Source organism: Sinosporangium album, assembly GCF_900100605.1.
GTDB lineage: Bacteria > Actinomycetota > Actinomycetes > Streptosporangiales > Streptosporangiaceae > Sinosporangium > Sinosporangium album.
Genome location: NZ_FNCN01000016.1, coordinates 106,444 through 130,755 on the forward strand (window position 1 = coordinate 106,444; position 24,312 = coordinate 130,755).

A 24,312-nucleotide genomic window follows, 5' to 3' on the forward strand; every position below is an offset into this window, starting at 1 on the left:
TTGCCTGCGCTTCCCTGGTCTCGATCGTGGCGGGTCGCGGCTCGTCGATCCACACCTTCTCGGGCAGCGCGGGCGGGACGGGCTCGCGGCGAACCGCTCCGGGTGGGCTTCGTCCTTCTCGGCTGTCGCGGCGGGCCCGGGGGGATTGTCGGTGGCTGGTCGTAGCATCCGCGCCATGGCTGAAGCGGTGCAAGCGTATTCCTACACGCGTTCCTCCGAGCTCGACCTCGGAGCGGGCCACCTGGGGCTTTCGACCTCCGGCGGCATGACGACCAAGGGCCTCGTCGCCCACCCGAAGTTCTTCAGCGGGCTGCTCACCCAGGCGGGCCCCTCGGCCGCCGCGCTGATCGGTGTGGCCGACGTCGCCCGCGCGCGCTACTACGACGCGAGGGCCGCGGCGGCGGGCATCATGCGCGACCCGGTGGTCACGTGCAACGGCGACCGGCTCCGATTCGAGTCGTTCTCGGCGTGCGGCGGCGTCTACGCCCGGCTGGACGTGCTCCAGCAGGCCCTCGACGGCGAGGTGGTGGAGCTCGGCACGACCAACGTCGACGTCAACAACCCGCTGCGCCAGGCCCTCGCGAGGGTCGGCGGCAACGACCCGCTGCACCTCGCCGTCGGCGTCGACGGGCTGGTGGCCACCACGCTCGACGGCGCGGTTGTCGAAAAGAAGGTGCCGCTCCCGGAGCGGTGGGTGCGGGGGTTCGCCGAGGTGCAGGTCATCGCCTCCGGCTTCGACCTGCGGGCGGAGCTGTCCGCGCCGGACACGCTCCGCTTCCTGCGCTCCCTGCCGCGCAAGGGCGTGCACTGGGCCGTCCCGGTGGGCCGCTCCCTGCGGCTGTCCGCCCGGCCCGCTCCCGGAGCGGTCTGCCTGCCGAGCGCCGAACGGCTCGGCACCATGCTGCCCCTGCTCCGCTTCGCCACAGGCCTGCGGGCATACGGCCCCGCCGCCTCCGCGACCTCCCTCCCCACGGCGAGCACCTGGGAGCTTGAGCTGCCCGGCATGCGCTACGTGCTCACCCTGTCCCCGGATTCCCGGCGCGGCTTCTCCGGAGAGGGCGCCGTGCTGGACGACCTGGCGACCGACCACGCGGCGGCCGACGCCGACCTCGTCGGCGTCCTGCTGGCCTTCGAGCCGCGCCTCGACGCCGACCTCCTCGCCGAGCAGTCCGGCCTCACCCGCGACCGCGTCCGCGCCGCCCTCACCCAACTGGGCACCGCGGGTCGCGTCGGCTACGACACGGCCGAAGCCGCCCACTTCCACCGCGAGCTGCCTTACGACGCCGAGCGCGTGCTGAAGATGAACCCCCGCCTCAAAGCCGCGAACGACCTGGTCGCCGGTGGCCTGGTCCGCTTCACCGGCCCCGACACCGCCGTCGTCAACGAGCGCCACGTCCACCTCGCCGCGACCGGGCCCACCTGCTCCTGCCCCTGGTGGGTCGACTACCGCGGCACCCGGGGCCCGTGCAAGCACGTCCTCGCCGCCCAGCGCGTCCGCACCCGTCTCGCCACCGCCCCCGCCACCGTCTGAGCGGCCCTTGGCCTGGGCCGGTCGGCGCGTTCGAACCCGCGCCTCCGGCAGGGGGCGCAGGGTGTCCGGCGGGCGTGTTCGGTGGTCGAGGAATTGTCGGTGGCGGCTGCGATGATGCGAGGGTCCTGATCGCCGGAGAAAGGTTCTCGTCATGGCTGCCTTGGTGCCCCCGATCGCTGATGAGCGTGAAGGTCTGCTGCGGTTTCTCGCCCAGCAGCGTCATGTGGCGCGTGTCGCGGCCCATGGGCTGACCGAGGAGCAGTTGCGTGCCACCCCGACGGCGGGGGCGCTGAGCGTCGGCGGGCTGATCAAGCACCTCGCTCACACCGAGCAGGGGTGGCTGGACAGGGTCGCCGATCGGCAGCGGCCGGCAGAGTCCGACTATCACGACGAGTTCGTGCTCGGTCCCGACGAGAGTTTCGCCGACGTTCTCGACTTCTACGACCGGGTGGCCCAGGAGACAGAGGAGATCATCGCGGGCGTGGCCGACCTCGGGCGGGAGGTCCCCGTCCCGCAAGATGCCCCGTGGTTCCCGGCCGACATCAAGGCGTGGTCCGTGCGCTGGGTCCTGCTGCACCTCATCGAGGAGACCGCGCGCCACGCCGGCCACGCCGACATGGTGCGCGAAGCCATCGACGGCGCCACTGCCTACCCGCTGCTCGCCGCCGTCGAGGGCTGGCCCGCCACCGAGTGGCTCACCCCCTGGCAGCCCGCCGACTCTTAGGACACAGCTCTTAGGACACGGAGACCCGCGCCCGGGGCCGTGGAGGGGTCCCACCGCTCCGGGCGTGTCGGTGGTGTCGGTGGTGTCGGTTGTGCGGGGGGAGATGGGGCCGACCGGGAGGGAAAGGGGCGATACGGGCCGCGGCGGCGGATCGACGGGCTAGAGTGCTCCGCCATGACCGAACCGGATTTCCTGCTCGCCACGCGGGCGGGTTATGACGCCATCGCCGAGGAATACACGGACTTCGTTCGCGGTGATTTGGAGCGCAAGCCGTGGGACCGGGCGATGCTCGCCGTGTTCGCCGAGCTTGTGGGGGCGGGCAGTGCGGGGCCGGTGGCCGATGTGGGGTGTGGCACCGGCCGGGTGACGGCGCACCTGCACGGGCTCGGGGTCGACGCGTTCGGCGTGGACCTGTCGCCCGGCATGATCGACGTGGCCAGGCGGACGTATCCCGGGCTGCGGTTCGACGTGGGGTCGATGCTGGCCTTGGATCTGCCCGACGGCGGGCTCGGTGGTCTCCTGGCCTGGTATTCGACTATTCACGTTCCCGACGACCGGCTGCCGGAGGTGTTCGCGGAGTTCCACCGCGTCCTCGCCCCCGGCGGCCATGTGCTGCTCGCGTTCCAGGTCGGTGACGAGGCGTTGCATCTGACCGAGGGGCTTGGCCAGGTGTTCTCGTTGATCTTCCAGCGCCGACGGCCTGAGGACGTCTCCGCCCTGCTCGTCCGAGCCGGTTTCGCCGTGTGCGCCCAGACGGTGCGTGAATCCGACGGCACCGAGAGGACTCCCCAGGCTTACCTCGTGGCCCGCAAACCGCCCGCAAGTCCTGAGGGCTGATCCAAGGCGCGGGCGCCATCGATAGGCGGGCTCTCGCCGTACGGCATGAGCCCCGGTGGCGTCCGCGCATGCCGTGAGGTGCGCTCCCAGGGTGCGACGATCCCAGATCTACGCCTGTGAACAGCAAAAACGTCCCCGTAACCCCGTAGCTTCTCGACATACTAGGACGTCCTACTATATTTTTGCGAGGCTAGTTCCACCCGTGCTAGCTCCACCTGGACTGGCTCCACCCGCGCTAGTCCACCCGCGCTAGTCCACCCGCGCTAGTTCAACCTGGATGAAAGCAGGTTCACCTATGGCCGCTGAGCTGACACATTTCATCCACGGCAGGCGCGTCCCCGGCGCCTCGGGCGTGTATGGCGATGTCTTCGACCCCAACACCGGCACCGTGCAGGCCAGGGTCCCCCTGGCCGGGAAGGCGGAGGTCGAGGCAGCCATCGCCGACGCCGAGCAGGCCCAGCTCGCGTGGGCTGCCTGGAACCCCCAGCGGCGGGCCAGGGTGCTGCTGCGGTTCCTCGACCTGGTGCAGGGCGAGATGGATTCGCTGGCCAGACTGCTCGCCTCCGAGCACGGCAAGACGATCCCCGACGCCAAGGGCGACATCCAGCGCGGCCTTGAGGTCGTCGAGTTCGCCGCGGGCGTGCCGCACCTGCTGAAAGGCGAGTTCACCGACGCCGCGGGCACCGGCATCGACGTCTACTCGATGCGTCAGCCGCTCGGCGTCGTCGCGGGGATCACGCCGTTCAACTTCCCGGCCATGATTCCGCTGTGGAAGGCCGCGCCCGCGCTGGCCTGCGGCAACGCGTTCATCCTGAAGCCGTCCGAGCGTGACCCCTCGGTGCCGCTGCGCCTGGCCGAGTTGTTCGTGGAGGCGGGCCTGCCCGCGGGCGTGCTGAACGTCGTCAACGGCGGCAAGGAGGCGGTGGACACGCTGCTCACCGACCCGAGGATCGCCGCTGTCGGGTTCGTCGGCTCCACGCCGATCGCGGAGTACATCTACGCCACCGCCGCCGCCCACGGGAAGCGCGCCCAGTGCTTCGGCGGCGCGAAGAACCACATGATCATCATGCCGGACGCCGACCTCGACCAGGTCGCCGACGCCCTCATCGGCGCCGGGTACGGCTCCGCCGGCGAACGCTGCATGGCGATCTCAGTCGCGGTCCCCGTCGGCGAGGACACCGCCGAGGCCCTGGTGGAGAAGCTCATGCCGAGGGTCGCCGCCCTGCGCATCGGCCACTCCCACGACGAGACGGCCGACTTCGGCCCGCTGGTGACACGGGAGGCGGTGGACCGGGTCCGCGACTACATCCAGTCGGGTGTGGACGAGGGCGCCAAGCTGCTCGTCGACGGCCGTGACTTCACCCTGGAAGGCTATGAGAACGGCTTCTTCATCGGCGGCTCCCTGTTCGACCATGTACGGCCGGACATGCGCATCCACCGTGAGGAGATCTTCGGCCCGGTGCTGTCGATCGTGCGCGCCGCGGACTACGAGGAGGCGCTGCGCCTGCCGAGCGAGCACGAGTTCGGCAACGGTGTCGCCATCTTCACCCGCGACGGCGACACCGCGCGTGATTTCTCCCGCCGCGTGAACACCGGCATGGTCGGCGTCAACGTGCCGATCCCGGTGCCCATCGCCTACCACACCTTCGGCGGCTGGAAGCGGTCCGGCTTCGGCGACCTCAACCAGCACGGCCCGGACTCGATCCGCTTCTACACCAAGACCAAGACCGTCACCTCGCGTTGGCCCTCCGGGGTCAAGGAAGGCGCGAGCTTCGTCATTCCGACGATGAGCTGACGCCGATGTTCACCCTGACCGATGACCAGCGGGCCATCGCCGAGGCGGCGCGGGAGTTCGCCGACGAGCACCTCGCCCCGCACGCGGTGACCTGGGACCAGACCAAGCATTTCCCCGTCGACGTGCTGCGCAAGGCGGCCGAGCTCGGCATGGGCGGCATCTACATCCGCGAGGACGTGGGAGGCTCGGAGCTGTCCCGGTTCGAGGCAGCCCTGATTTTCGAGGCGCTCGCCACGGGATGCCCATCGATCGCGGCCTACATCTCCATCCACAACATGACCGCGTGGATGATCGACGTCTTCGGGGACGAGGCCCAGCGGTCCCGCTGGCTGCCCCGGATGTGCACGATGGAGGACCTCGGCAGCTACTGCCTGACCGAACCGGAGGCCGGTTCCGACGCCGCGGCCCTGCGCACGCGCGCCGACCGCGACGGCGACGACTACGTGCTGAACGGCGTCAAGCAGTTCATCTCCGGCGCGGGCGCGTCGCAGATCTACATCGTGATGGCCCGCACCGGCGAGCCGGGGCCGCGGGGCATCAGCGCGTTCGTCGTCGAAGGCGGCACGGACGGCATGTCATTCGGCCCGAACGAAGTGAAAATGGGGTGGAACGCCCAGCCGACGCGGCAGGTCATCCTGGAGAATGTGTGCGTTCCGGCGGCCAACCTGCTCGGCGGCGAGGGCGACGGTTTCCGCATCGCGATGCGCGGACTCAACGGCGGCCGACTCAACATCGGCGCCTGCTCGCTCGGCGGAGCGCAGTTCGCGCTGGACCGCACGGTCACCTACCTGGGCGAGCGCGAAGCCTTCGGGGCCAAACTGCTCAAGTCGCAGGCGCTCCAGTTCAAGCTGGCCGACATGGTCACCGAGCTGGAGGCCGCGCGCACCCTGCTGTGGCGGGCGGCCATGGCGCTGGACGCCGGCGCCGCCGACACGGTCGAGCTCTGCGCGATGGCCAAGCGGTTCGCCACCGACGCTGGGTTCGAGGTGGCCAACAGTGCTTTGCAGCTTCACGGGGGATATGGGTATCTCGCGGAGTACGGCATTGAGAAGGTCGTCCGTGATCTGCGTGTCCATCAGATCCTTGAAGGCACGAACGAGATCATGCGTCTGATCATCTCGCGTGGACTGACGGGAGCCGCTTGATGAGCACGTCCGATGTGCTGCTGGACAAAGAGAACGGCCTCGGCCGTATCACCCTTAACCGCCCCAAAGCCCTCAACGCGCTGACGCATGAGATGGTCCTCGCCATCCAGGACGCGCTCACCGCCTGGGAACACGACGACGACGTGCACGCCGTCGTCATCGCCGGCGCCGGCGAACGCGGCCTGTGCGCGGGCGGCGACATCCGCGCGATCTACGAAGACGCCCGGACGGGTGACGGCCGTGCGTCGGCGGCCTTCTGGCGGGACGAATACCGGCTGAACGCCCACATCAACCGGTACGGCAAGCCGTACGTCGCCCTTATGGACGGCATCGTCATGGGCGGCGGGGTGGGAGTGTCGGCCCACGGCAGCGTACGGGTCGTCACCGAACGCTCCGTGATCGGCATGCCCGAGGTCGGCATCGGGTTCATCCCCGACGTCGGCGGCACCTACCTGCTGTCGCGCACCCCCGGCGAGCTCGGCACCCACGCCGCGCTCACCACGGCCCGGCTCGGCCCTGGCGACGCCATCGCCTGCGGCCTCGCCGACCACTTCGTGCCGTCGGCCGACCTCGCCGCCTTCGTCGAGGCGCTCGCCGCCGAAGGCCCCGCAGCCGCCGTCGCCTCCTTCGCCACTACGCCGCCGCCGTCCGAGCTCGCCGCCCAGCGCGGCTGGATCGACCCGTGCTACTCCGCCGACACGATCGAGGAGATCATCGCGCGCCTGCGCGACAGCGGCGACCAGGCCGCCAAGGAGGCCGCCGAGCAGATCAGTGCCAAATCCCCCACCTCGCTCAAAGTCAGCCTCCGCGCGCTGCGCGAGGCGCGGAACCTCGACACGCTGGAACAGGCGCTGGAGCGCGAACTTCACATCGCCCGGCTCATCCTCGCCGCGCCCGACATGGCCGAAGGAATCCGGGCACAGGTCGTCGACAAGGACCGCAACCCGGCGTGGTCGCCCGCCACGCTGCACGAGGTCACGCCCGAGCGGGTCGAGCACTTCTTCACCGGCATCGACCGGGCCGAGCCCTTCCTGACCGGGGAAGGGGCCGGCGACGGGCACGAAGGCCACAGGGGCGCGAGCCGTACGGCACCGGCCGCGCCGCCGGCACCTGCGGCACCTGACGCACCAGCGGTATCTGACGCATTGGACGTATCGGACGCATCGGACGCGTCGGAGGGGGAGACCAGGTGAGCACCTCGATCGCATTCCTCGGCCTCGGCAACATGGGCGGCCCGATGGCGGCCAACCTCGTCAAGGCCGGACACAAGGTCACCGGGTTCGACCTCATGCCCGACTCGCTGACCCGCGCCGCCGAGCAGGGGGTCACGGTCGCGGGCAGCGCGGTCGAGGCCGTCAAAGGCGCCGACGTCGTCATCACGATGCTGCCGAGCGGGCGGCACGTGCTCGACCTCTACGCCGACCTGCTGCCCGCCGCCACCCAGGGCACGCTGTTCGTCGACTGCTCCACCATCGACGTCGCCGACGCCAAGGCCGCACACCAGGCGGCGGTCGACGCCGGGCACCGGGCGGTCGACGCCCCGGTCTCCGGCGGCGTCATGGGCGCCGCGGCCGGGACACTGACCTTCATGGTCGGCGGCTCGGAGTCCGACTTCGCCCAGATCGAGCCGGTGCTGCAGGCCATGGGCAAGCGGATCGTCCACTGCGGGCAGGACGGCGCCGGCCAGGCCGCCAAGATCTGCAACAACATGATCCTCGGCATCTCGATGATCGCGGTCAGCGAGGCGTTCGTGCTCGGGGAGAAACTCGGCCTCACCAACCAGGCCCTGTTCGACGTGGCGTCCGCCGCGTCCGGGCAGTGCTGGGCACTCACCACCAACTGCCCGGTGCCCGGGCCGGTGCCGACAAGCCCCGCCAACAACGACTACCGCCCCGGGTTCGCCTCCGCGCTCATGTCGAAGGACCTGAACCTCGCGGCGAACGCCGTACGGGACAACGGCGTCGCGGCCGACCTCGGCCTGCGCGCGGCCGAACTCTACACTCGATTCGCCGAAGGTGACGGAGGCGGGCAGGATTTCTCCGCCATCGTGAACGCCATCAGGGCCACATCAGGCGCACCTGTCGAGAGAGACGATCAATGACGGAATACCAGACGATCCTCACCGACCAGAAGAACCGGGTCGGGATCATCACCCTCAACCGGCCGGAGGCGCTCAACGCGCTCAACCTCCAGGTCATGCGGGAGGTGATCGAGGCCGCCCAGGCGTTCGACCGCGACCCGGAGATCGGCTGCATCGTCATCACCGGGTCGGCCAAGGCGTTCGCCGCCGGAGCCGACATCAAGGAGATGCAGCCCAACACCTACATGGACGTCTACCTCCAGGACTGGTTCTCCGCCTGGGACAGGCTCGCCGAGGTGCGCACCCCGACCGTCGCCGCCGTCTCCGGCTACGCGCTCGGCGGCGGCTGCGAACTCGCCATGATCTGCGACGTCCTGCTCGCCGGCGACAACGCCAAGTTCGGGCAGCCTGAGATCAAACTCGGCGTCATCCCCGGCATCGGCGGCTCGCAGCGCCTCACCCGCGCCGTCGGCAAGGCCAAGGCCATGGAGCTATGCCTCACCGGCCGCATGATGGACGCCGAGGAGGCGGAACGCGCCGGGTTGGTGTCCCGCATCGTCCCGGCCGCCGACCTGCTCGACGAGGCCATGTCCGTGGCCGACACCATCGCCGGGATGTCGCTGCCCATCGCCATGATGGCCAAGGAGGCCGTCAACCGGGCGTTCGAGACCACGCTCGCCGAAGGCGTGCGGTTCGAGCGGCGCGTCTTCCACGCCATCTTCGCCACGGCCGACCAGAAGGAGGGCATGGCGGCCTTCGTCGAGAAGCGCAAGCCGTCCTTCCAGCACCGGTAAGGGTTTCTCGCCGGCACTGGTAAGGGTTTCTGGCCGGACCGGTACGGGTTTCTGGCCGGTTCCGGTAAGGGCTTCTGGCGACGGGCGAGGCCACGCGGTCGCCGACCGCGTGGCCTCGCCGTCTTTCCGGTGGCACCCGGCCGGGTTGTCACGCAGGCCGGGTGCCGGGCGGTAGGACTCCCGAGCAGGCCCCCACGGCTGCTCGGGACACCTGCGGCTATTGGGGGACGTGGTCGTTGCCGTAGGCCGGGTTCTTGTCGTAACGCTGCTCGGTGACCACCAGTTGGACGGTTTTCTCTGCGCCGTCCTTTTCTCGCGCCTCCCAGACGACCCAGTTCTCGCCGACGGGGGTGTCCTGCTTCTTGGGGTCTACGGAGTAGCCGCCGGGATTGCCGGGGTACGGCTCTATGATCACGTAGTCGACCTTGAGGCCGCGCTTTTCGATCTCGGGGAGGATCTCGCCCACGGCCTTCCCCTCCACCTTGACACCGTCCAGCGAGCGGCCCTTGACGGTGGCGTCGCGGACCACCAGTGCGCGTGGTGAAGGACGGTTGTCGGGCACGAGCTCACAGGGTGCCACCGGGTCGTTCATGAGTATGGTGCTGGTAGTCGACCCCCCGTCGGGGTGGACCGTCGTCGTCCAGACGAAGGTTTGGCCGGGTTTGAAGAGCTTGGTGTTTATCTGCATCTGCCAGGCATTTTCTTCGCCGGGAATGTTCCTCGGCGCGTAATACAGACCGGGAGGGACGTCCTGCACTACGGTCGCCCGAGGTTCCCGGCATTTCTGCCCGGGAGGGGCATAATCGACGATGGCCGGGACGCCGAGATCCCGCAACTGCTTCGTTAGCTTCTTGGTGTCTCGAAAATCGCGGACCTTGATGTGAACGATCCCGTTGGAGTCCTTGGTGATGGCATAGGCGGAATCTGCGTTGTCCACAGACATGATCCCGACCGTGGTCGCGACAGCACAGGCCGCCGTGATGGCGACGGCCGTCAGCAGGCGGCGTCGGGGTCTCCAGGCCCGTTTCGCCACGCCCTTGGCGGAGATGTGCTGCTGGAGTTCGAGGAGGCGTCGCTCCTCGAAACCGGCCAGAGGACGATCACTGTTCAACATGACGCTCCTTTCACAGACGGGGCAGACGGGGCAGACGGGGCGGACGGGGCAAGCGGGGCAGGTGGGACGGGGTCGCGGCAGGCGGGACGGGTTCAGGGCAGGCGAGGGATCCGGCTCGGAGCAGGTTGCGTGCCCGATGCAGCCTGACGTGGGCGGTTCCAACGCGGATACGTAGCGCGGCTGCGGCCTCCGCGACCGGAAGGCCGTCGACATCGACGAGCTCGGCTACCGCCCGAAGCCTCTGAGGGAGATCGGCCATGGCCGCGAGAAGCGGGCGTGCCGCCCTTTCGGCATCGATCTGTTCCTCCAACCGGGCGATGTCATCCGTGTCCAGCGGTCGCCGGCCCGATGCCCGCCCGTTCTTGTGCAGCTCCCGCGCCGCTCTACGAAGCTCGGCCGCCGTCACGTTCCTGGCGATCCCCAGCAGCCACGCCAACTCGCCGCCCCGTTCGGGCCGATAGCCACCGGCCGAGTCGATCGCTGCCAAGAACACTTCCGTGGTCACATCGTTCGCCGTGTGCGGGTCGGTGATCCGTCGTGCCACGAAGCGACTGACGGCCTCGTTGTGTTTTCGGTAGAAGGCCTCGAACGCGGTTGGGTCGCGCATGGTCTCCCGGATGTCCACCGCCTTCGATGGAGTCTCTGCCATCCGCTGCACCCTTCTTCCGGATCGGCTTCTCTCTCCTTATTGGGAAGTAGGCGGACAATGACTTACATTTTGCGACTTACATTTTGCGAAGCCCGGTACGCGAAGGCCCGGACCTCGGCACGTGGCCGGCCCGGCAATGGGGAACTTGGGCAGGTTGACGTGAGGCCACGCGCCTCGGCCGGCCGACTGGCGGGCCAGACCGAAGCGCATGGACAAGCGCGTGGCCGGTTCGGGGGCTGTGCCGTACACGATGCGGCGTGAAGCGGTCGTCGAGTCGGCCCCATCCACCCATGCGCGCTTGCTTTGGCGCGACGTTTTGCGGTGGGCCTTCGCGACGGTGGGCCTGCCAGGGCGCGGCTTTCCGACGCCCCTCGCGACGGCGCGCCTTCCGCTACTCCCGCGCGGCGAGCCGGTCGGCGACCAGCTCGGCGAGACGGGCGACGAGCGCTTCGGGTGTGCCGACGCCCGCGCCTTGGGCGAGCGACGGCGTGCCGCCGCCGCGCCCTCCGAGCGCTTCGCGCAGCAGGTCGGCGGCCGAGAGCCCAAGCCCCCGGGCGCCTTCGCTGACCCCGGTGACCAGCACGAACTTGCCCTCGCCCGGGATGGCGACGGCCACGACACCGGGCCTGCCGTACCGCTCCCGCACCGCCTCGGCGAGTGCTCTGCCCGCGGCCACGTCGGGGGCGGTGGCCGTCACGAACCCGACCCCCGCGATGTCCGAGGCCTTGGCCGCCAGCTCTGCCGCCTCCGCGACCAGCAGCTTCCCGCGCAGCCGCTCTGACGCCCGCTCGGCCTCCTTCAACCGGGCGACGAGGGCCGCGACCCGGTCGGGGACCTCTTCCCGCGGGGCCTTCAACTCCTCCGCCAGCCGCGACACCAGATCGCGCTCTCGGGCGAGGTAGCGGAACGCCTCCACCCCGACGACCGCCTCGACCCTGCGGCTGCCCGACCCGACCGACGACTCCGACGTGATCGCGAGCGGCCCGATCTGGGAGGCGTGCTCCACATGGGTGCCGCCGCACAGCTCACGCGACCAGGCCCCGCCGATGTCCACGACGCGCACCTGCTCGTCGTAGGTCTCGCCGAACAGCGCCAACGCCCCGATCTCGCGCGCCCGCGCGAGCGGCATGTAGCGCACCTCGACCGGAAGGTCCCGCCGTACGGCGAGGTTGGCGGCCTCCTCGACCTCGCTGCGCGTGTCGGTGGACAGCCTCGTGCGCCAGGAGAAGTCCAGGCGCAGGTAACCCGGCCGGTTGTACGACCCGCTCTGCAGCGCCGTCGGCCCGAGGACCTGCCGCAGCGCCGCATGCACGACGTGGGTGCCCGAGTGCGCCTGCCGCGCGCCGAGCCGCCACTCGGCGTCGACCTCGGCCTGCACGCGCGCCCCGACGGCGAGGGTGCCGTCGAGCACACGCACCTGGTGGGTGACGAGCCCCTTGGAAGGACGCCGTACGGCCAGCACCTCGGCCCGCGCCCCGCCCCCGCTGAGCAGCCCCGCGTCGCTCTCCTGCCCGCCGGATTCCGCGTAGAACGGGGTGCGGTCGAGAACGACCTCCACGATGTCGCCTTCGCCCGCCTCCCGCGCCGGTTCGCCATCCTTGAGTACGGCAAGGACCCGCGAATCCGTCGCGAGCGTCTCGTAGGCCAGCCATTTGGTCGGCCCGTGCTCATCCAGAACCCGCCGGTAGACGGACATGTCACCATGGCCGGTCTTCCGTGATTGAGCGTCGGCCTTGGCGCGGCGCCGCTGCTCGGCCATCAGCGCGGTGAAACCCTCACGATCCACCTCAAGCCCCTGCTCAGCGGCCATCTCCAGCGTCAGGTCGATCGGGAATCCGTATGTGTCGTGGAGTTTGAACGCGCTCGCACCGGACAGCCGGGTGTGCCCCGCCGCCTTGGCGTCCTTGACGGCGAGGTCGAGGATGCCCGTGCCCTGCTTGAGCGTGCGGTCGAACGCCTCCTCCTCGGCGACGGCCACCTCGCGGATGCGGTCGAAGTCCGCGGCCACCTCCGGATAGGACGGACTCATGCAGTCACGGGCGACCGCGAACAACTCGCCCAGCGCCGGGTCGCCGTACCCCAGCAGCCGCATCGCCCGCACCGACCGCCGCAAGATGCGGCGCAGCACATAAGGTCGGCCCTCATTGCCGGGCACCACCCCGTCGGTGACGATCATCAGCGCCGTGCGGATATGGTCGGCCACCACACGAAGGCGCACGTCGGTGTCGCCGCCCCTGCCGTACGGCCTGCCGGAAAGCTCCGCCGCGCGCTCCAGGATCGGGCGGGTCTCGTCGATCTCGTAGAGGTTGTCCATCCCTTGGAGGATGAACGCCATGCGTTCGAGGCCCATGCCGGTGTCGATGTTCTTGGCGGGCAGCTCGCCGAGGATCGGATAATCCTTCTTCCCGCCGCCCGGACCCCGCTCGAACTGCATGAAGACGAGGTTCCACAGTTCCATGAACCGTTCTTCGTCGGCCTCGGGGCCGCCGTCGGGCCCGTAGGCGGGGCCGCGGTCGATGAAGATCTCCGAGGAGGGCCCGCACGGCCCCGGCACCCCCATCGACCAGTAGTTGTCGACGATGCCGCGCCGTACGATCCGGTCCGGCGACACCCCGACCCGGTCGCGCCAGATACCGGCCGCCTCGTCGTCCTCGTGGAACACCGACACCCACAGCCGCGACTCGGGCAGCCCGTAGCCGCCGTCGGCGACCGGCCGGGTGATGAGCTCCCAGGCGTATTCGATCGCCTCGGCCTTGAAATAGTCGCCGAAGGAGAAGTTGCCGTTCATCTGGAAGAACGAGCCGTGCCGCGCCGTACGCCCGACATCGTCGATGTCGAGCGTCCGCACGCACTTCTGCACGCTCGCCGCCCTCGGGTAGGGCGCGGGGGTCTGCCCCAGCAGGTAGGGCTTGAACGGCACCATGCCGGCGTTGACGAACAGCAGGGTGGGGTCGTCGATGGGTAGCGGGGCGCTGTCCACGATGGTGTGCCCGCGTTGGGCGAAGAAGTCGAGGAAGCGACGGCGGATCTCCGCAGTGCGCATGGGCTTTGTCCTTACCGGGAGTGGCCTATCTGATCATGGCCCGGAGCAGCGGCGCGGACGGGTCGACCGACAGGTCGAGCGGGCTCGCCGGCTCGCCCGCCTCGTGAAGCAGGCCGCCGACCGCCGCGATCATCGCACCGTTGTCCGTGCACAGGCGGGGGACGGGCACGCGCAGCTCGATGCCGGCCCGCGCACAGCGCTCGGCGGCCAGCTCGCGTAGACGCCCGTTGGCTGCGACGCCGCCGACGATCAGCAGCGTGGACACGTCGTGATCGCGGCAGGCACTCACCGCCTTCGCCGTCAGCACATCGACCACTGCCTCCTGGAAGGACGCGGCCACATCGGCCACGTGCAACGTCTCCGGGCTGCGCTCCACCCAGCGGGCCACGGCGGCCTTGAGCCCGGAGAAAGAGAAACTGTAACTCCCCGGCATGGCCCTGGGGAAAGCGATTTTATCCGGGTCGCCGGTGAGCGCGGCCTTAGACACGGAAGGCCCACCCGGATAAGGCAGCCCGAGTAACCGCGCCACCTTGTCGAACGCCTCGCCCGCCGCGTCGTCCCGCGTATCCCCGAGGTGCACGATGGGGGAGCGGGCCAGATCATCGAGGAGCAGCAGCGACGTGTGACCTCCCGACACGATCAAGGCCATGCACCGGCGCGGCAGCGGCCCGTGCTCCAGGGTGTCCGCCGCCACGTGCCCGGCCAGGTGGTGCACGCCGTACAGCGGGACGTCCCACGCCAGGGCGAACGACTTCGCCGCCGCCACGCCGGTCTGCAGCGCCGTCGCGAGCCCCGGCCCTGCGGTCACCGCCACCGCGTCCACATCGGCCGGCGTCAGCCCGGAGTCGGCGAACGCCTTCGACACACATGGGACAAGCGCCTCAAGGTGTGCACGCGCCGCGATCTCCGGCACCACCCCGCCGAACCGGGCATGCTCCTCCATGCTCGACGCCAACGCATCGCCGAGCAGACGGCCGTCGGCGACGATGCCCACGCCGGTCTCGTCGCACGACGTCTCAATGCCGAGCACCACGGCCATGACGCGACCCCTAATTGCGAGAAGCTTGCAGGTGCGAGTGTATAGCGGATGGCCGTGCCGTTCGGCGTGGCGCATCCGAGCAACCCATGCGCTATAAATGTAGCGATACATATATAGCGAATGGAGACTTTCGTGAACGACGTCATCATCGTGGGAGCCGGCCCTACCGGTCTGATGGCCGCCTGCGAGCTGGCCCTGGCCGGGGTGTCCTGCACGATCGTGGAGAAGCGCAGCGCCGAGTCCAACGTCACCCGGGCCTTCGGCCTGCACGCCCGAGCCTTGGAGTTGCTCGACGCCAGGGGCATGGGTGACGAACTGGTGGCGCGGGGCAACCCGCTCAGGACGGTCTACCCTGCCTACGCCTCACGCGTGGACTTCGGCAGACTCGACACGAGATACCCGATGCTGCTGATCGTGCCCCAGAACGGCACCGAGCTGATCCTTCAGCAGCGCGCCGCCGACCTGGGCGTGGAGATCCGCCGCAACGCCAACGTCGTCGGCCTGACCCAGGTTGCGGAGACCGTACGGCTCAGCCTTGCAGACGGCACCGAGCTGGCCGCCCAGTACGTCATCGGTGCCGACGGCGCCCACAGCACCGTCCGAGACCTGGTTGACGTGGGATTCGCCGGCGAGACCTACAGTCTGCCCATGCTCCTAGCCGACGTCCGCATCCCCACCACCGAGCCGCCCCCCATCACTCAGGTCGGCACAGAGGGCGTAGTCGTGACCCTCCCGTTCGGCGACGGCTGGTTCCGAGTCGGCGCGTGGCTGCGCAAAGAGCAGAAGGACGCGGATTTCACCCAGATCCGCGAGGCATTCCGCCACATCGCCGGCACCGACTACGGCATGAGCGAGCCGCGGTGGTTCTCCCGCTTCACCGCCCAACGTCGTCAAGCGCGCCACTACCGATCGGGACGGGTCTTCCTGATCGGGGACGCCGCCCACGTAAACTCGCCCATCGGCGGCCAGGGCATGAACACCGGCATCCAGGACGCCGTCAACCTGGGCTGGAAGCTCGCCGCCGAACTGAACGGCTGGGCCCCGTCCTGGCTCCTCGACACCTACCATGCCGAGCGGCATCCCGTCGGCTCCACCGTCCTTGCCATGACCGACCACCTCACCGGGCTGGTGTTGAGCGGATCACGACTACGCCTGGAGATCAACCGGCGCATCATGGCCACCCTGCTGCACACCAGCGCCGGCCGCCGCCGCATCCTCGGACGGTTGTCCGGCCTGGAATTCGCCTACCCGCCCGACGAGCCGGACACCCACCCGCTGACCGGACGCCGCGCCGCCGACGGACCGACAGAGGCAGGCCGCCTGTACGAGGTACTGCGCGCCGGCACCTTCGTCTTGCTGGCGGACCAGGGAGTGCCCACCCCATATCGGGATCGCGTACGGTGGGCCAAGCCGCTGCACGGCACCCGGCCGGAGGCGACACTGATCCGCCCGGATGGCTACGTGGCCTGGGCCGGTGATCGCGATGACATCCAAGCGGCTCTGCTGAAATGGTGTGGCCCGCCCGACCACAACAACCTAGAAGGACACCGTGCCAGCGCCTAACCCACAGCGCCGCGACCACCTCGCAGACGCGGCCATCACCGTGCTGGCCGAGCAGGGGTCCCGCGGGCTGACCCACCGAGCCGTCGACGCCACCGCCGCCGCGCCACCCGGCACCACCTCACGTTACTTCCGCACCCGCGACGCGCTGCTCAACGGAGTCATCGAGCGGATCACCCTCCGGCTCGGCGAACGCGTGGATGCCTATACCATCCGGCCGATCTCGCCCGCCGACCTGGAAGAAGCCCTGGTCGGCGTCCTGACCACGATGCTGACCGACGGCCGGCATGACCCACTGGCCCTGTTCGAACTGCACCTGGAGAGCACCCGCAATCCCCGCCTGCGGCACACGCTGACCGACGCTCTGCGCAGCCGTACTGATCTCATCGTGCGGCAATGCCGCGCCGCCGGGATCGAGGTCGGCCAGGAGGACGCCATGCTCCTGGAGATGAGCGTGCTGGGCATCGTGTTCACCGCACTGACCACCGGCGTCCCCCAGTCCCCAGGCGAGTCGATCCGCACCGCCGTACGCACCCTCCTGGCTGCCGTCGCAGGCTGACGGTGACATGCCTTCTCCGCTAATGGGGTGGCCTAACGGGCAGTGGCATAACACGCAACCGAAGTGGCCTGGCGGAGGTGACGTGGTCAGAGTGCCAGCCGAGGCCGGAGCGGCAGCCGTGGCAAGAACATGCTGGACCCCCGCTCTGGCCGAATGAGATATCCGTATCTATTGAGAAATGGGCTTTTTGTACGGGGAGCCCAACGCTCTCCTGGATAGACCTCAGGAATGAGCGCGATCTCTCGGCGGCGGTTCCTCCAGGCCGGGGCGGGCGGTGTGCTCCTGCTCCGATCGCCCCCGGTGGCGGTGGAGATGCCGGCCCGCCCGGGCATGCTGAACCATGCGGAGATCGCCAAATATGTCGTACCGTTGCCGATCCCGCCGGCGATGCCCCCCACCTCCTCGGGACGGGGACCCGCGGACCGCTATGTGATCGGAGCGCGGCAGATCCGCCGTCAGGTCCTTCCCCCTGGCAGTCCCGCCACGACCGTGTGGGGCTACGGCCCCCCGGCGCACCACAGCCTCTTCAACAGCCCGGCCTGCACACTGGAGGCGAGGGTGGACCGTCCCGTGCAGGTCGCATGGGTCAACGAGCTGATCGACCGCGACGGACGGTATCTGCCCCACCTGCTGCCCGTGGACCCGACAGTGCACTGGGCCAACCCGCCCGGCGGGCGGACCGGGCGTGACTCCCGGCCGACCTTCGCCACCACCCCCCGCCGCTACCAGGGCCCGGTGCCGATCATTACGCATCTGCACGGAGGTCACAACGCCGACTACAGCGACGGCTACCCGACGGCGTGGTATCTCCCGGCGGCCAGAAACATCCCTTCGGGATATGCGAGCGAGGGGTCGAAGTACGCGGACTTCGCCGCCGCCTACACCCACCGGCACGGCACCGTGTGGAGCCCCGGGGCGGCGGAGTTCTACTACGGCAACCGCCAGCGGCCCACCACGATGTGGTTCCACGATCACGCCCTGGGGATCACCCGGTTGAGCGTTTACGCCGGTCTCGTCGGCTTCTACCTGCTGCGGGGCGGACCCGATGATCTACCAGCCTACGTCCTGCCGGGGCCGGCTCCCGCTGCCGGAGATCCCCAGAGCACCGTGTACTACGAAATCCCGATCGCCATCCAGGACAGATCCTTCGCTGTCGACGGCTCGGTCTTCTACCCGGAAAGCCGGGAACAGTTTGACAAGTTCGCGGGGCCGTACATCCCCGCCAGCGACGTGCCTCCCATCTGGAACCCCGAGTTCTTCGGGGCCGCGATGACGGTCAACGGCCGCACCTGGCCCTATCTGCGCGTAGAGCCGCGCAGATACCGGTTCCGGCTGCTCAACGCGTGCAACGCCCGCTTCCTCAACCTCAAGATCGTCACCCGGCCGCAGGCGCGGCGGCCTGTCGCCGCCGCCCTCCCGTTCTGGCAGATCGGTTCGGAGGGCGGGTTCCTGCCCGCCCCCGTCCGGCTCGACCACGTGCTGCTCGCCCCCGCTGAACGCGCCGACGTGCTCGTCGATTTCACCGGCATACCGGACGACACCGAGCTCTACCTCATCAACGAGGGCCCGGACAGCCCCTTCCAAGGTCGCCCCGACACTCCGCCCGCCGACCCCGCGACCACCGGGCAGGTCATGAAGTTCGTACTGAAGCCGCTTGCCGCGAAGGACCTCACCGTGCCCGCCGACCAACTTACGCTGCCCCCCTTCACCCCGCTGGGCCCCGCCTCGACCACCCGCGAGGTGGCGCTGATCGAGGAGGACTCGGCCGTCCTCCACGGTGTCGGGCCGACATCTGTGCTCCTCGGGACGGTTCACGGCGGTCCCAAGGCGAGAATGTGGTCCGATCCGATCACGGAGAACCCTGCGGTCGGCTCCACCGAAGTCTGGGAGATCCACAACTTCACGGCCGACGCCCACCCGATCCACATCCACGAAGTCTTCTTCCAGGTCATCAACCGCCAACCCTTCCGCGGCACAGCCCGCCCTCCCGAACCTTGGGAGAGCGGGTTCAAGGACACGGTGATCGCCTATCCACAGCAGATCACCCGGATCAAGGCCACATTCGACCGGGCGGGGCTCTTCGTGTGGCACTGCCACATGCTCGAACACGAGGACAACGAAATGATGCGCCCGTACCGAATCGGCCCGTAACACCGATCTCCACTCGTATCTCCCTTCCCCCACCGGTGGTCCAGGTTGGTAGGGCCGCGCCGGCGGTCCAGGTTGGTGGGGCGGAAAAATCCTTGATTGGGTGACGGAAATTAGCTGTGTCCTTAGGCGGGGGTTATATAGCGCCTTAATGAAGTTTGGGCCTTGTCGGGCACTGTAGCCAGGTTTACGATCCGCTCACCTGTTAGGAAACTTTCTTTACAGAAAGGGTCCACCAGCATGCGCCGATCCGCCATCGTGCTGTTGGTTCTCGCAGTGGTGACCGCCTCGTTAGCGGCCCCAGCCAACGCCGCCAACCGCCTGACCGCGGCCTTCACCCTGACCGGCACCCAGGGCAAATTCGTGGTCACCAACCCCAACGCCACCGCAGTCACCGGCTGGTCGATCGTCTTCGACCTGCCCACCGGAGTCACCGTCAGCAACCCCCACAACGCCACCCTCCAGCAAAACGGGACCAAGGTACGGCTGACGCCCCTGTACTACATCGACACCGTCCGCGCCAACGGCAACACCGAACCCTTCAGCCCGACCTTCACCCTCAGCGCCGCGGCCCAGCCCACAAGCTGCACGATCAACGGCGCCAACTGCGACGGCAGCGGCCCCGAACCGCCACCTCCCGCCCCCGTCACCGCGACCTACACCGGCAGCGGCACCCAGGGCAAGTACGTGATCAACAACAACACCAACGCCCCCCTCAACGGGTGGTCCGTCACCTTCGAACTGCCCACCGGGACCAAGGCGAGCAACGCCCAGAACGCCACTCTGAGCCAGACCGGCCGTACGGTGACCCTCACCCCGGTCCACTACAACACCACCATCGCCGCGGGCCGCTCCACGGAGCCCTACAGCCCGAGCTTCACGCTCAGCACATCCGTCGAACCCACTGACTGCCGCGTCAACGACGTCAAATGCGACGGATCAGCCGACAGGCCGCCGGGCCAGCCCAACACCCCGCGCGTCACCGTGAAGACCACCAAGACCGTCACCCTCCAGTGGGACGCCGCCACCCCCGGCGACCTCCCCATCGTGGGCTACGAAGTCCACCAGGGCAGCACCCTCGCCGCCGAGGTGCCCGCCACCACCGCGACCATCACCGGCCTCACCCCCAACACCGCCTACACCTTCACCGTCAAGGCCAAAGACCGTAAGGGCACCTACTCCCCGCCAAGCGCCCCCGTGACCGTCACCACGAGTAACCCCGCCGACGACCCCACGCCGCCGACCACGCCCACCAACCTCCGCGTGACCGGCTCGAACTCGACGAGCGTCTCCCTCGCCTGGAATGCCTCCACCGACAACACCGGCATCGCCGGATACGACATCTACCTCGGGACCAACCTCGTGAAGACGGTCGAAGGCACCTCCACGACCGTGAGCGGCCTTTCCCCCTCCACCGACTACGTCTTCACCATCAAAGCCCGAGACCTGTACGACAACGTCTCCGGAGCCAGCAACGCCGTCAACGCCAGCACAACCGACATCATCGGCAACGGCTACGCCCGCGTGGGCTACTTCGTCCAATGGGGCATCTACGGCAGGCAGTACTTCGTTCGAAACCTAGACACGACCGGCGTAGCTTCCAAACTCACTCACATCAACTACGCCTTCGGCAACATCGACCCCGTCAACCTGACCTGCCTCCAAGGCGTCACCAAGGGTACCTCACCCAACCCGCAAGACCCGAACCAAGGCGACGGCGCGGGTGACGCCGAAGCCGACTACGGCCGACCCATGAGCGCCGGCCAGTCCGTCGACGGCATCGCCGACACCGGCTGGGAGAAACTCCGCGGAAACTACAACCAGATCCTCAAACTCAAAGCGAAACACCCGCACCTTAAAGTGCTGATCTCGCTCGGCGGCTGGACCTTCTCCAAATACTTCGCCGACGTGGCCGCCACCGACGCCGCCCGCAAGAAGTTTGTCAGCTCCTGCATCGACATCTACATCAAGGGCAACCTTCCTGTCGTGAACGCCTCCGGCGGCCCCGGCACAGCCGCGGGAGTCTTCGACGGCATCGACCTCGACTGGGAATGGCCCGGCGCCGAAGGCCACCCCGGCAACCACATCACCCCCAACGACAAGGCCAACAACACCGCGCTCATCGCCGAGTTCCGCAAGCAGCTCGACGCCCTCACCCAGCAGACCGGCAAGCGTTACGAACTCACCGCCTTCACCCCCGCCGACCCCGTCAAAATCGCCGCCGGCTGGGACCTCCCCGAAGTCGCCAAGAGCCTCGACATCTTCAACATCCAGGGCTACGACTTCCACGGTTCCGGCAGCGACAACTCCTGGGAGCCCAACCGCACCGGCCACCAGGCCAACCTCCACAACGACCCCGACGACCCCTACCCCTTCAAGTTCAGCGTCGAAAGCGCCGTCGACGTCTACCTCCAGGCCGGCGTCAAACCCCGCAAACTCACCATCGGCCTCGCCTACTACGGCCGCGGCTGGCAAGGCGTCGCCGACGGCGGCAAATTCGGCGAATGGCAGGCCGCCAACGGCGCAGCCACCGGCCAATTCGCAGAAGAAGCCGGCAACCGCGGCTACACCAACCTCATCGCCGGCGTCCCCGGCTGCACCGTACGCCACGACACCGTCGCCGTAGCCACCTACTGCTACACCGGCAACGGCGGCCAATGGTGGACCTTCGACGACGCCTGGTCCATCCAGCAGAAAGCCGCCTGGCTACGCAGCAAGAACCTCCTGGGCGCCATGATCTGGGAAATGTCCGGCGACAACGGCAGCCTGACCACCGCCCTCGACAACGCCCTCCGCTAACCCGCCCCCTATAGCAACGCCAGCCGTACGGCCATGGCCAACCGCGCCTATGGCCGTACGGCCCGGCCCCCTGGCCGTACGGCCATCGCCCACCGTGCCGATAGCCGTACTGTCCGCCGACCACCAGGCACGAACCGCCACCTCACAGAACCCATGAACCCCAGAGGCCGCTCCACCCAACACCCGGGAGGAGCGGCCTCTCCTCATCCCACCCAGATAGCTTCATTCGCTGAAATAACCGGCAAGGTCAGGAAGTTAAACCCTCACATGGCAGAACGACCTGAAACCGGCACGCCGGTCGAGCCCGCGGACACCGGCGCGCTCACCCTGCTCGGCGACAACGACGCCGCAGTCTGCGTAGACGGAAGCTGCGCGATCCCCGACACCACGCCCAGCCGCGAAGGAGCACGCTCATGAAACTCGAGGTCTGGTCCGACGTCGTCTGCCCCTGGTGCTACATCGGCAAGCGCCGCATGGAACGCGCCCTGGAACAGTTCGAACACGCCGACGACGTCCAAGTCGAATGGCGCAGCTACCAGCTCGACCCCACCTACCCCACGGGCATCTCCGAACCCGTCTACGAAGCCCTCGGCCGCAAATTCGGCGGCGACGCCGCAGTCCGCAACATGCTCGACCGCGTCACCGCCATCGGCGCCGAAGAAGACCTCAAAATCGACTTCGACCGCGCCCTCACCGTCAACACCTTCGACGCCCACCGCCTCCTCCACCTCGCCAAGGAGACCGGCGTCGAAACCGCCGCCTGGGAACGCCTCCTGAAGGCCTACTTCGTCCAAGGCGAAGACCTCTCCAACAAACCCACCCTCATCCGAGCCCTCGCCGAAGCCGGCGTCCCCGAAGCCGACTCCACCCGAGTCCTCGAAAGCGACGCCTACAAGTCCGACGTCGAAGCCGACATCCAAGCCGCCCAATCCCTCGGCGCCAACGGAGTCCCCTTCTTCGTCATCGACCGCCGCTACGGCATCTCCGGCGCCCAACCCGTAGAGGTCTTCCTCCAAGCCCTCAACCGCGCCCACGCCGACACCACCGGCAACTAGCGATCAGCCCACCGGCCTGGGTCCAACGGCCCAGGCCAGGGCAGCCGTACGGTTCAAACGCGGGGCCCCTTGCCCAGGCTGATGGCGGCCGACTGGGGCGCGTACGGCATGCGCCGCGTTCTATCAGCCGTCGGCACGCTTACCGCATCCACACCGTGGCCTCGTGATCCGCAAGTACAGGAGGCAGGGCCATAGCCCCGGCCATAACGAGGCCACGGCAATCAACGAAACCACTGTCGGAGTTGCGGCTTGCGGCCCTCCGTCCAGCCCACGCAACAGCGGGTAGATCCGGCTCACACGGTCACGGCACCGCTCACACGCAACCGTCAGGTCGAGCGACTGCTCCCGACGAGCCCCTGCCCTCAACTGGTGGAAGCAATTCCGCTGGTCAGTAGCTCGGCGAACACTTCATTCGGCTTACGCCATCCCAGGATACGCCGCGGACGGTCGTTGAGCTCGTCGGCGACGGCCTGGAGATACCCCGGGTCGCTGGTGATCGTGGTCCCTTTGGGGAAATACTCACGAAGCCACCGGTTCGTGTTCTCGTTCGTCCCGCGCTCCCAAGGGGAATGCGGATGGGCGAAGTACACCTCGATATCCGCGGCGACCGAAAGAGCGGCGTGACGGGCCATCTCCGCCCCGCAGTCCCAGGTCAGGGTCCGGCGCAACGCCGCGGGCAGCCCCTTGATCCGCTCGGCCACCGACGCGGTGACCGTCGCCGAGTCCCGGGATGCCAACGGCACGAGGATCAGATACCGGGAAGTGCGCTCGACCAGCGTGGACACGGCCGAGGCGCAGTTGCGGCCGACCACGAGATCCCCTTCCCAATGCCCGGGGACGGCCCGGCCGGCGGCGTCGGCGGGCCGCTCGTCGATGAACCGCATCCCGGTGATCCGCGGCGCGCGGGGAACCCGGCCGCGGGCGGGCCTGCGGCGGGTGCGGCCGGAGCGCAGGGCGATGCCCTCGGCCCGCATGACGCCGACCGGCAGCGCGTAGATCCAGGAGTAGACGGCCTCGTGCGACACGCGTACAGCCTGGCGGCAGGGGTGGTCGATCGGCAAGCGGTACGCGATGGCCTCCGGAGACCAGCCCCGTTCGAGCAGGCCGGTGACGATGAGCCGCAGCACCGGATCGGCGTCGAGCCTGCGGGGTTTCGGGCGTCGCCTGGCCCGGCCGGCCGCCTGTTCCGCACGGGTGGCGCGGTATCTCCGCCTGCCGCCGTGACGGGAGATCTCCCGTGAGATCACGCTCGGGCATCGCCCGATCCGTGCCGCTATCTCCTTCCCGGTCAGGTTCTCGGCGATACCACGTGATATCTCCTCCCGATCCTGCATTGTCAGCATCTGGCGCACCGCCCCCACGGAATCTCCCCCCGACGATCACACGCCGAATAGGGCTACACCAGGAGAACCTCGATTGCTACGACCGGTTGAGGGCAGG

General features: G+C 68.7%; 19 protein-coding genes. 14 read left to right on the plus strand and 5 right to left on the minus strand.

What is annotated here, in order from left to right; all coding sequences use genetic code 11:
* Positions 1 to 175 precede the first annotated feature (175 nt).
* From BLQ73_RS18095 to BLQ73_RS18130, 8 genes are all read left to right on the plus strand, one after another.
* The gene (locus tag BLQ73_RS18095) at positions 176 to 1,531 is read left to right on the plus strand and encodes an SWIM zinc finger family protein (protein ID WP_093171647.1); all 1,356 of its coding nucleotides are present in this window, start codon (positions 176 to 178) and stop codon (positions 1,529 to 1,531) included.
* 151 nt (positions 1,532 to 1,682) lie between these two features.
* Positions 1,683 to 2,255, plus strand: coding sequence for a DinB family protein (locus BLQ73_RS18100; protein ID WP_093171648.1), 573 nt, complete (start codon positions 1,683 to 1,685; stop codon positions 2,253 to 2,255).
* Between the two features lie 174 nt (positions 2,256 to 2,429).
* Entirely contained in the window at positions 2,430 to 3,092 is a 663-nt protein-coding gene (locus BLQ73_RS18105) for a class I SAM-dependent DNA methyltransferase (protein WP_093171649.1), read from the plus strand.
* Between the two features lie 295 nt (positions 3,093 to 3,387).
* Positions 3,388 to 4,887, plus strand: a complete 1,500-nt coding sequence (locus tag BLQ73_RS18110; RefSeq protein WP_093171650.1) for a CoA-acylating methylmalonate-semialdehyde dehydrogenase — start codon at positions 3,388 to 3,390, stop codon at positions 4,885 to 4,887.
* 5 nt (positions 4,888 to 4,892) lie between these two features.
* Complete coding sequence (locus BLQ73_RS18115) at positions 4,893 to 6,032, plus strand: acyl-CoA dehydrogenase family protein (RefSeq protein WP_093171651.1); 1,140 nt, start codon at positions 4,893 to 4,895, stop codon at positions 6,030 to 6,032.
* Positions 6,032 to 7,225, plus strand: a complete 1,194-nt coding sequence (locus BLQ73_RS18120; RefSeq protein WP_093171652.1) for an enoyl-CoA hydratase/isomerase family protein — start codon at positions 6,032 to 6,034, stop codon at positions 7,223 to 7,225. Before BLQ73_RS18115 ends, BLQ73_RS18120 begins: the two co-directional genes overlap by 1 nt.
* Entirely contained in the window at positions 7,222 to 8,133 is a 912-nt protein-coding gene (gene mmsB, locus BLQ73_RS18125) for a 3-hydroxyisobutyrate dehydrogenase (RefSeq protein WP_093171653.1), read from the plus strand. The genes BLQ73_RS18120 and mmsB overlap by 4 nt, the downstream gene beginning before the upstream one ends.
* Positions 8,130 to 8,906, plus strand: coding sequence for an enoyl-CoA hydratase (locus tag BLQ73_RS18130; protein WP_093171654.1), 777 nt, complete (start codon positions 8,130 to 8,132; stop codon positions 8,904 to 8,906). Before mmsB ends, BLQ73_RS18130 begins: the two co-directional genes overlap by 4 nt.
* A 217-nt stretch (positions 8,907 to 9,123) precedes the next feature.
* On the opposite strand, the gene BLQ73_RS18135 is transcribed toward BLQ73_RS18130, so the two are convergent.
* From BLQ73_RS18135 to tsaD, 4 genes are all read right to left on the minus strand, one after another.
* Positions 9,124 to 10,020: a hypothetical protein gene (locus BLQ73_RS18135; protein ID WP_093171655.1), complete on the minus strand. Its 897-nt coding sequence runs from the start codon at positions 10,018 to 10,020 to the stop codon at positions 9,124 to 9,126.
* A gap of 10 nt (positions 10,021 to 10,030) precedes the next feature.
* Complete coding sequence (locus BLQ73_RS18140) at positions 10,031 to 10,669, minus strand: RNA polymerase sigma factor (RefSeq protein WP_176955527.1); 639 nt, start codon at positions 10,667 to 10,669, stop codon at positions 10,031 to 10,033.
* Positions 10,670 to 11,060: 391 nt separating this feature from the next.
* A complete protein-coding gene (gene alaS, locus BLQ73_RS18145) occupies positions 11,061 to 13,712 on the minus strand; it encodes an alanine--tRNA ligase (RefSeq protein ID WP_093171656.1) in 2,652 nt (883 codons plus the stop codon).
* 25 nt (positions 13,713 to 13,737) lie between these two features.
* Positions 13,738 to 14,751, minus strand: a complete 1,014-nt coding sequence (gene tsaD / locus BLQ73_RS18150) for a tRNA (adenosine(37)-N6)-threonylcarbamoyltransferase complex transferase subunit TsaD (RefSeq protein ID WP_093171657.1) — start codon at positions 14,749 to 14,751, stop codon at positions 13,738 to 13,740.
* 132 nt (positions 14,752 to 14,883) lie between these two features.
* On the opposite strand from tsaD, the gene BLQ73_RS18155 reads away from it, so the two are divergent.
* The 6 genes from BLQ73_RS18155 (at position 14,884) to BLQ73_RS18175 (ending at position 22,872) form a co-directional block, all read left to right on the plus strand.
* Entirely contained in the window at positions 14,884 to 16,314 is a 1,431-nt protein-coding gene (locus BLQ73_RS18155) for an FAD-dependent oxidoreductase (RefSeq protein WP_218125912.1), read from the plus strand.
* Positions 16,301 to 16,870 carry a TetR/AcrR family transcriptional regulator gene (locus BLQ73_RS18160; RefSeq protein WP_093171659.1) on the plus strand — a complete coding sequence of 190 codons (570 nt, stop codon included), beginning with the start codon at positions 16,301 to 16,303 and terminating at the stop codon, positions 16,868 to 16,870. The genes BLQ73_RS18155 and BLQ73_RS18160 overlap by 14 nt, the downstream gene beginning before the upstream one ends.
* 228 nt (positions 16,871 to 17,098) lie before the next feature.
* Positions 17,099 to 19,021 (plus strand): multicopper oxidase family protein, encoded by a 1,923-nt coding sequence (locus BLQ73_RS18165; RefSeq protein WP_245691170.1) that lies wholly within the window; start codon positions 17,099 to 17,101, stop codon positions 19,019 to 19,021.
* A gap of 237 nt (positions 19,022 to 19,258) precedes the next feature.
* Positions 19,259 to 21,817: a glycosyl hydrolase family 18 protein gene (locus tag BLQ73_RS18170; RefSeq protein WP_093171660.1), complete on the plus strand. Its 2,559-nt coding sequence runs from the start codon at positions 19,259 to 19,261 to the stop codon at positions 21,815 to 21,817.
* Positions 21,818 to 22,084: 267 nt separating this feature from the next.
* The gene (locus BLQ73_RS32510; protein WP_176955528.1) at positions 22,085 to 22,234 is read left to right on the plus strand and encodes a hypothetical protein; all 150 of its coding nucleotides are present in this window, start codon (positions 22,085 to 22,087) and stop codon (positions 22,232 to 22,234) included.
* Entirely contained in the window at positions 22,231 to 22,872 is a 642-nt protein-coding gene (locus tag BLQ73_RS18175) for a DsbA family oxidoreductase (protein WP_093171661.1), read from the plus strand. Before BLQ73_RS32510 ends, BLQ73_RS18175 begins: the two co-directional genes overlap by 4 nt.
* 362 nt (positions 22,873 to 23,234) lie before the next feature.
* Here the strand turns inward: BLQ73_RS18175 and BLQ73_RS18180 are convergent, their stop codons facing one another.
* Entirely contained in the window at positions 23,235 to 24,215 is a 981-nt protein-coding gene (locus tag BLQ73_RS18180) for an IS30 family transposase (RefSeq protein ID WP_093171674.1), read from the minus strand.
* Positions 24,216 to 24,312: the final 97 nt, after the last annotated feature.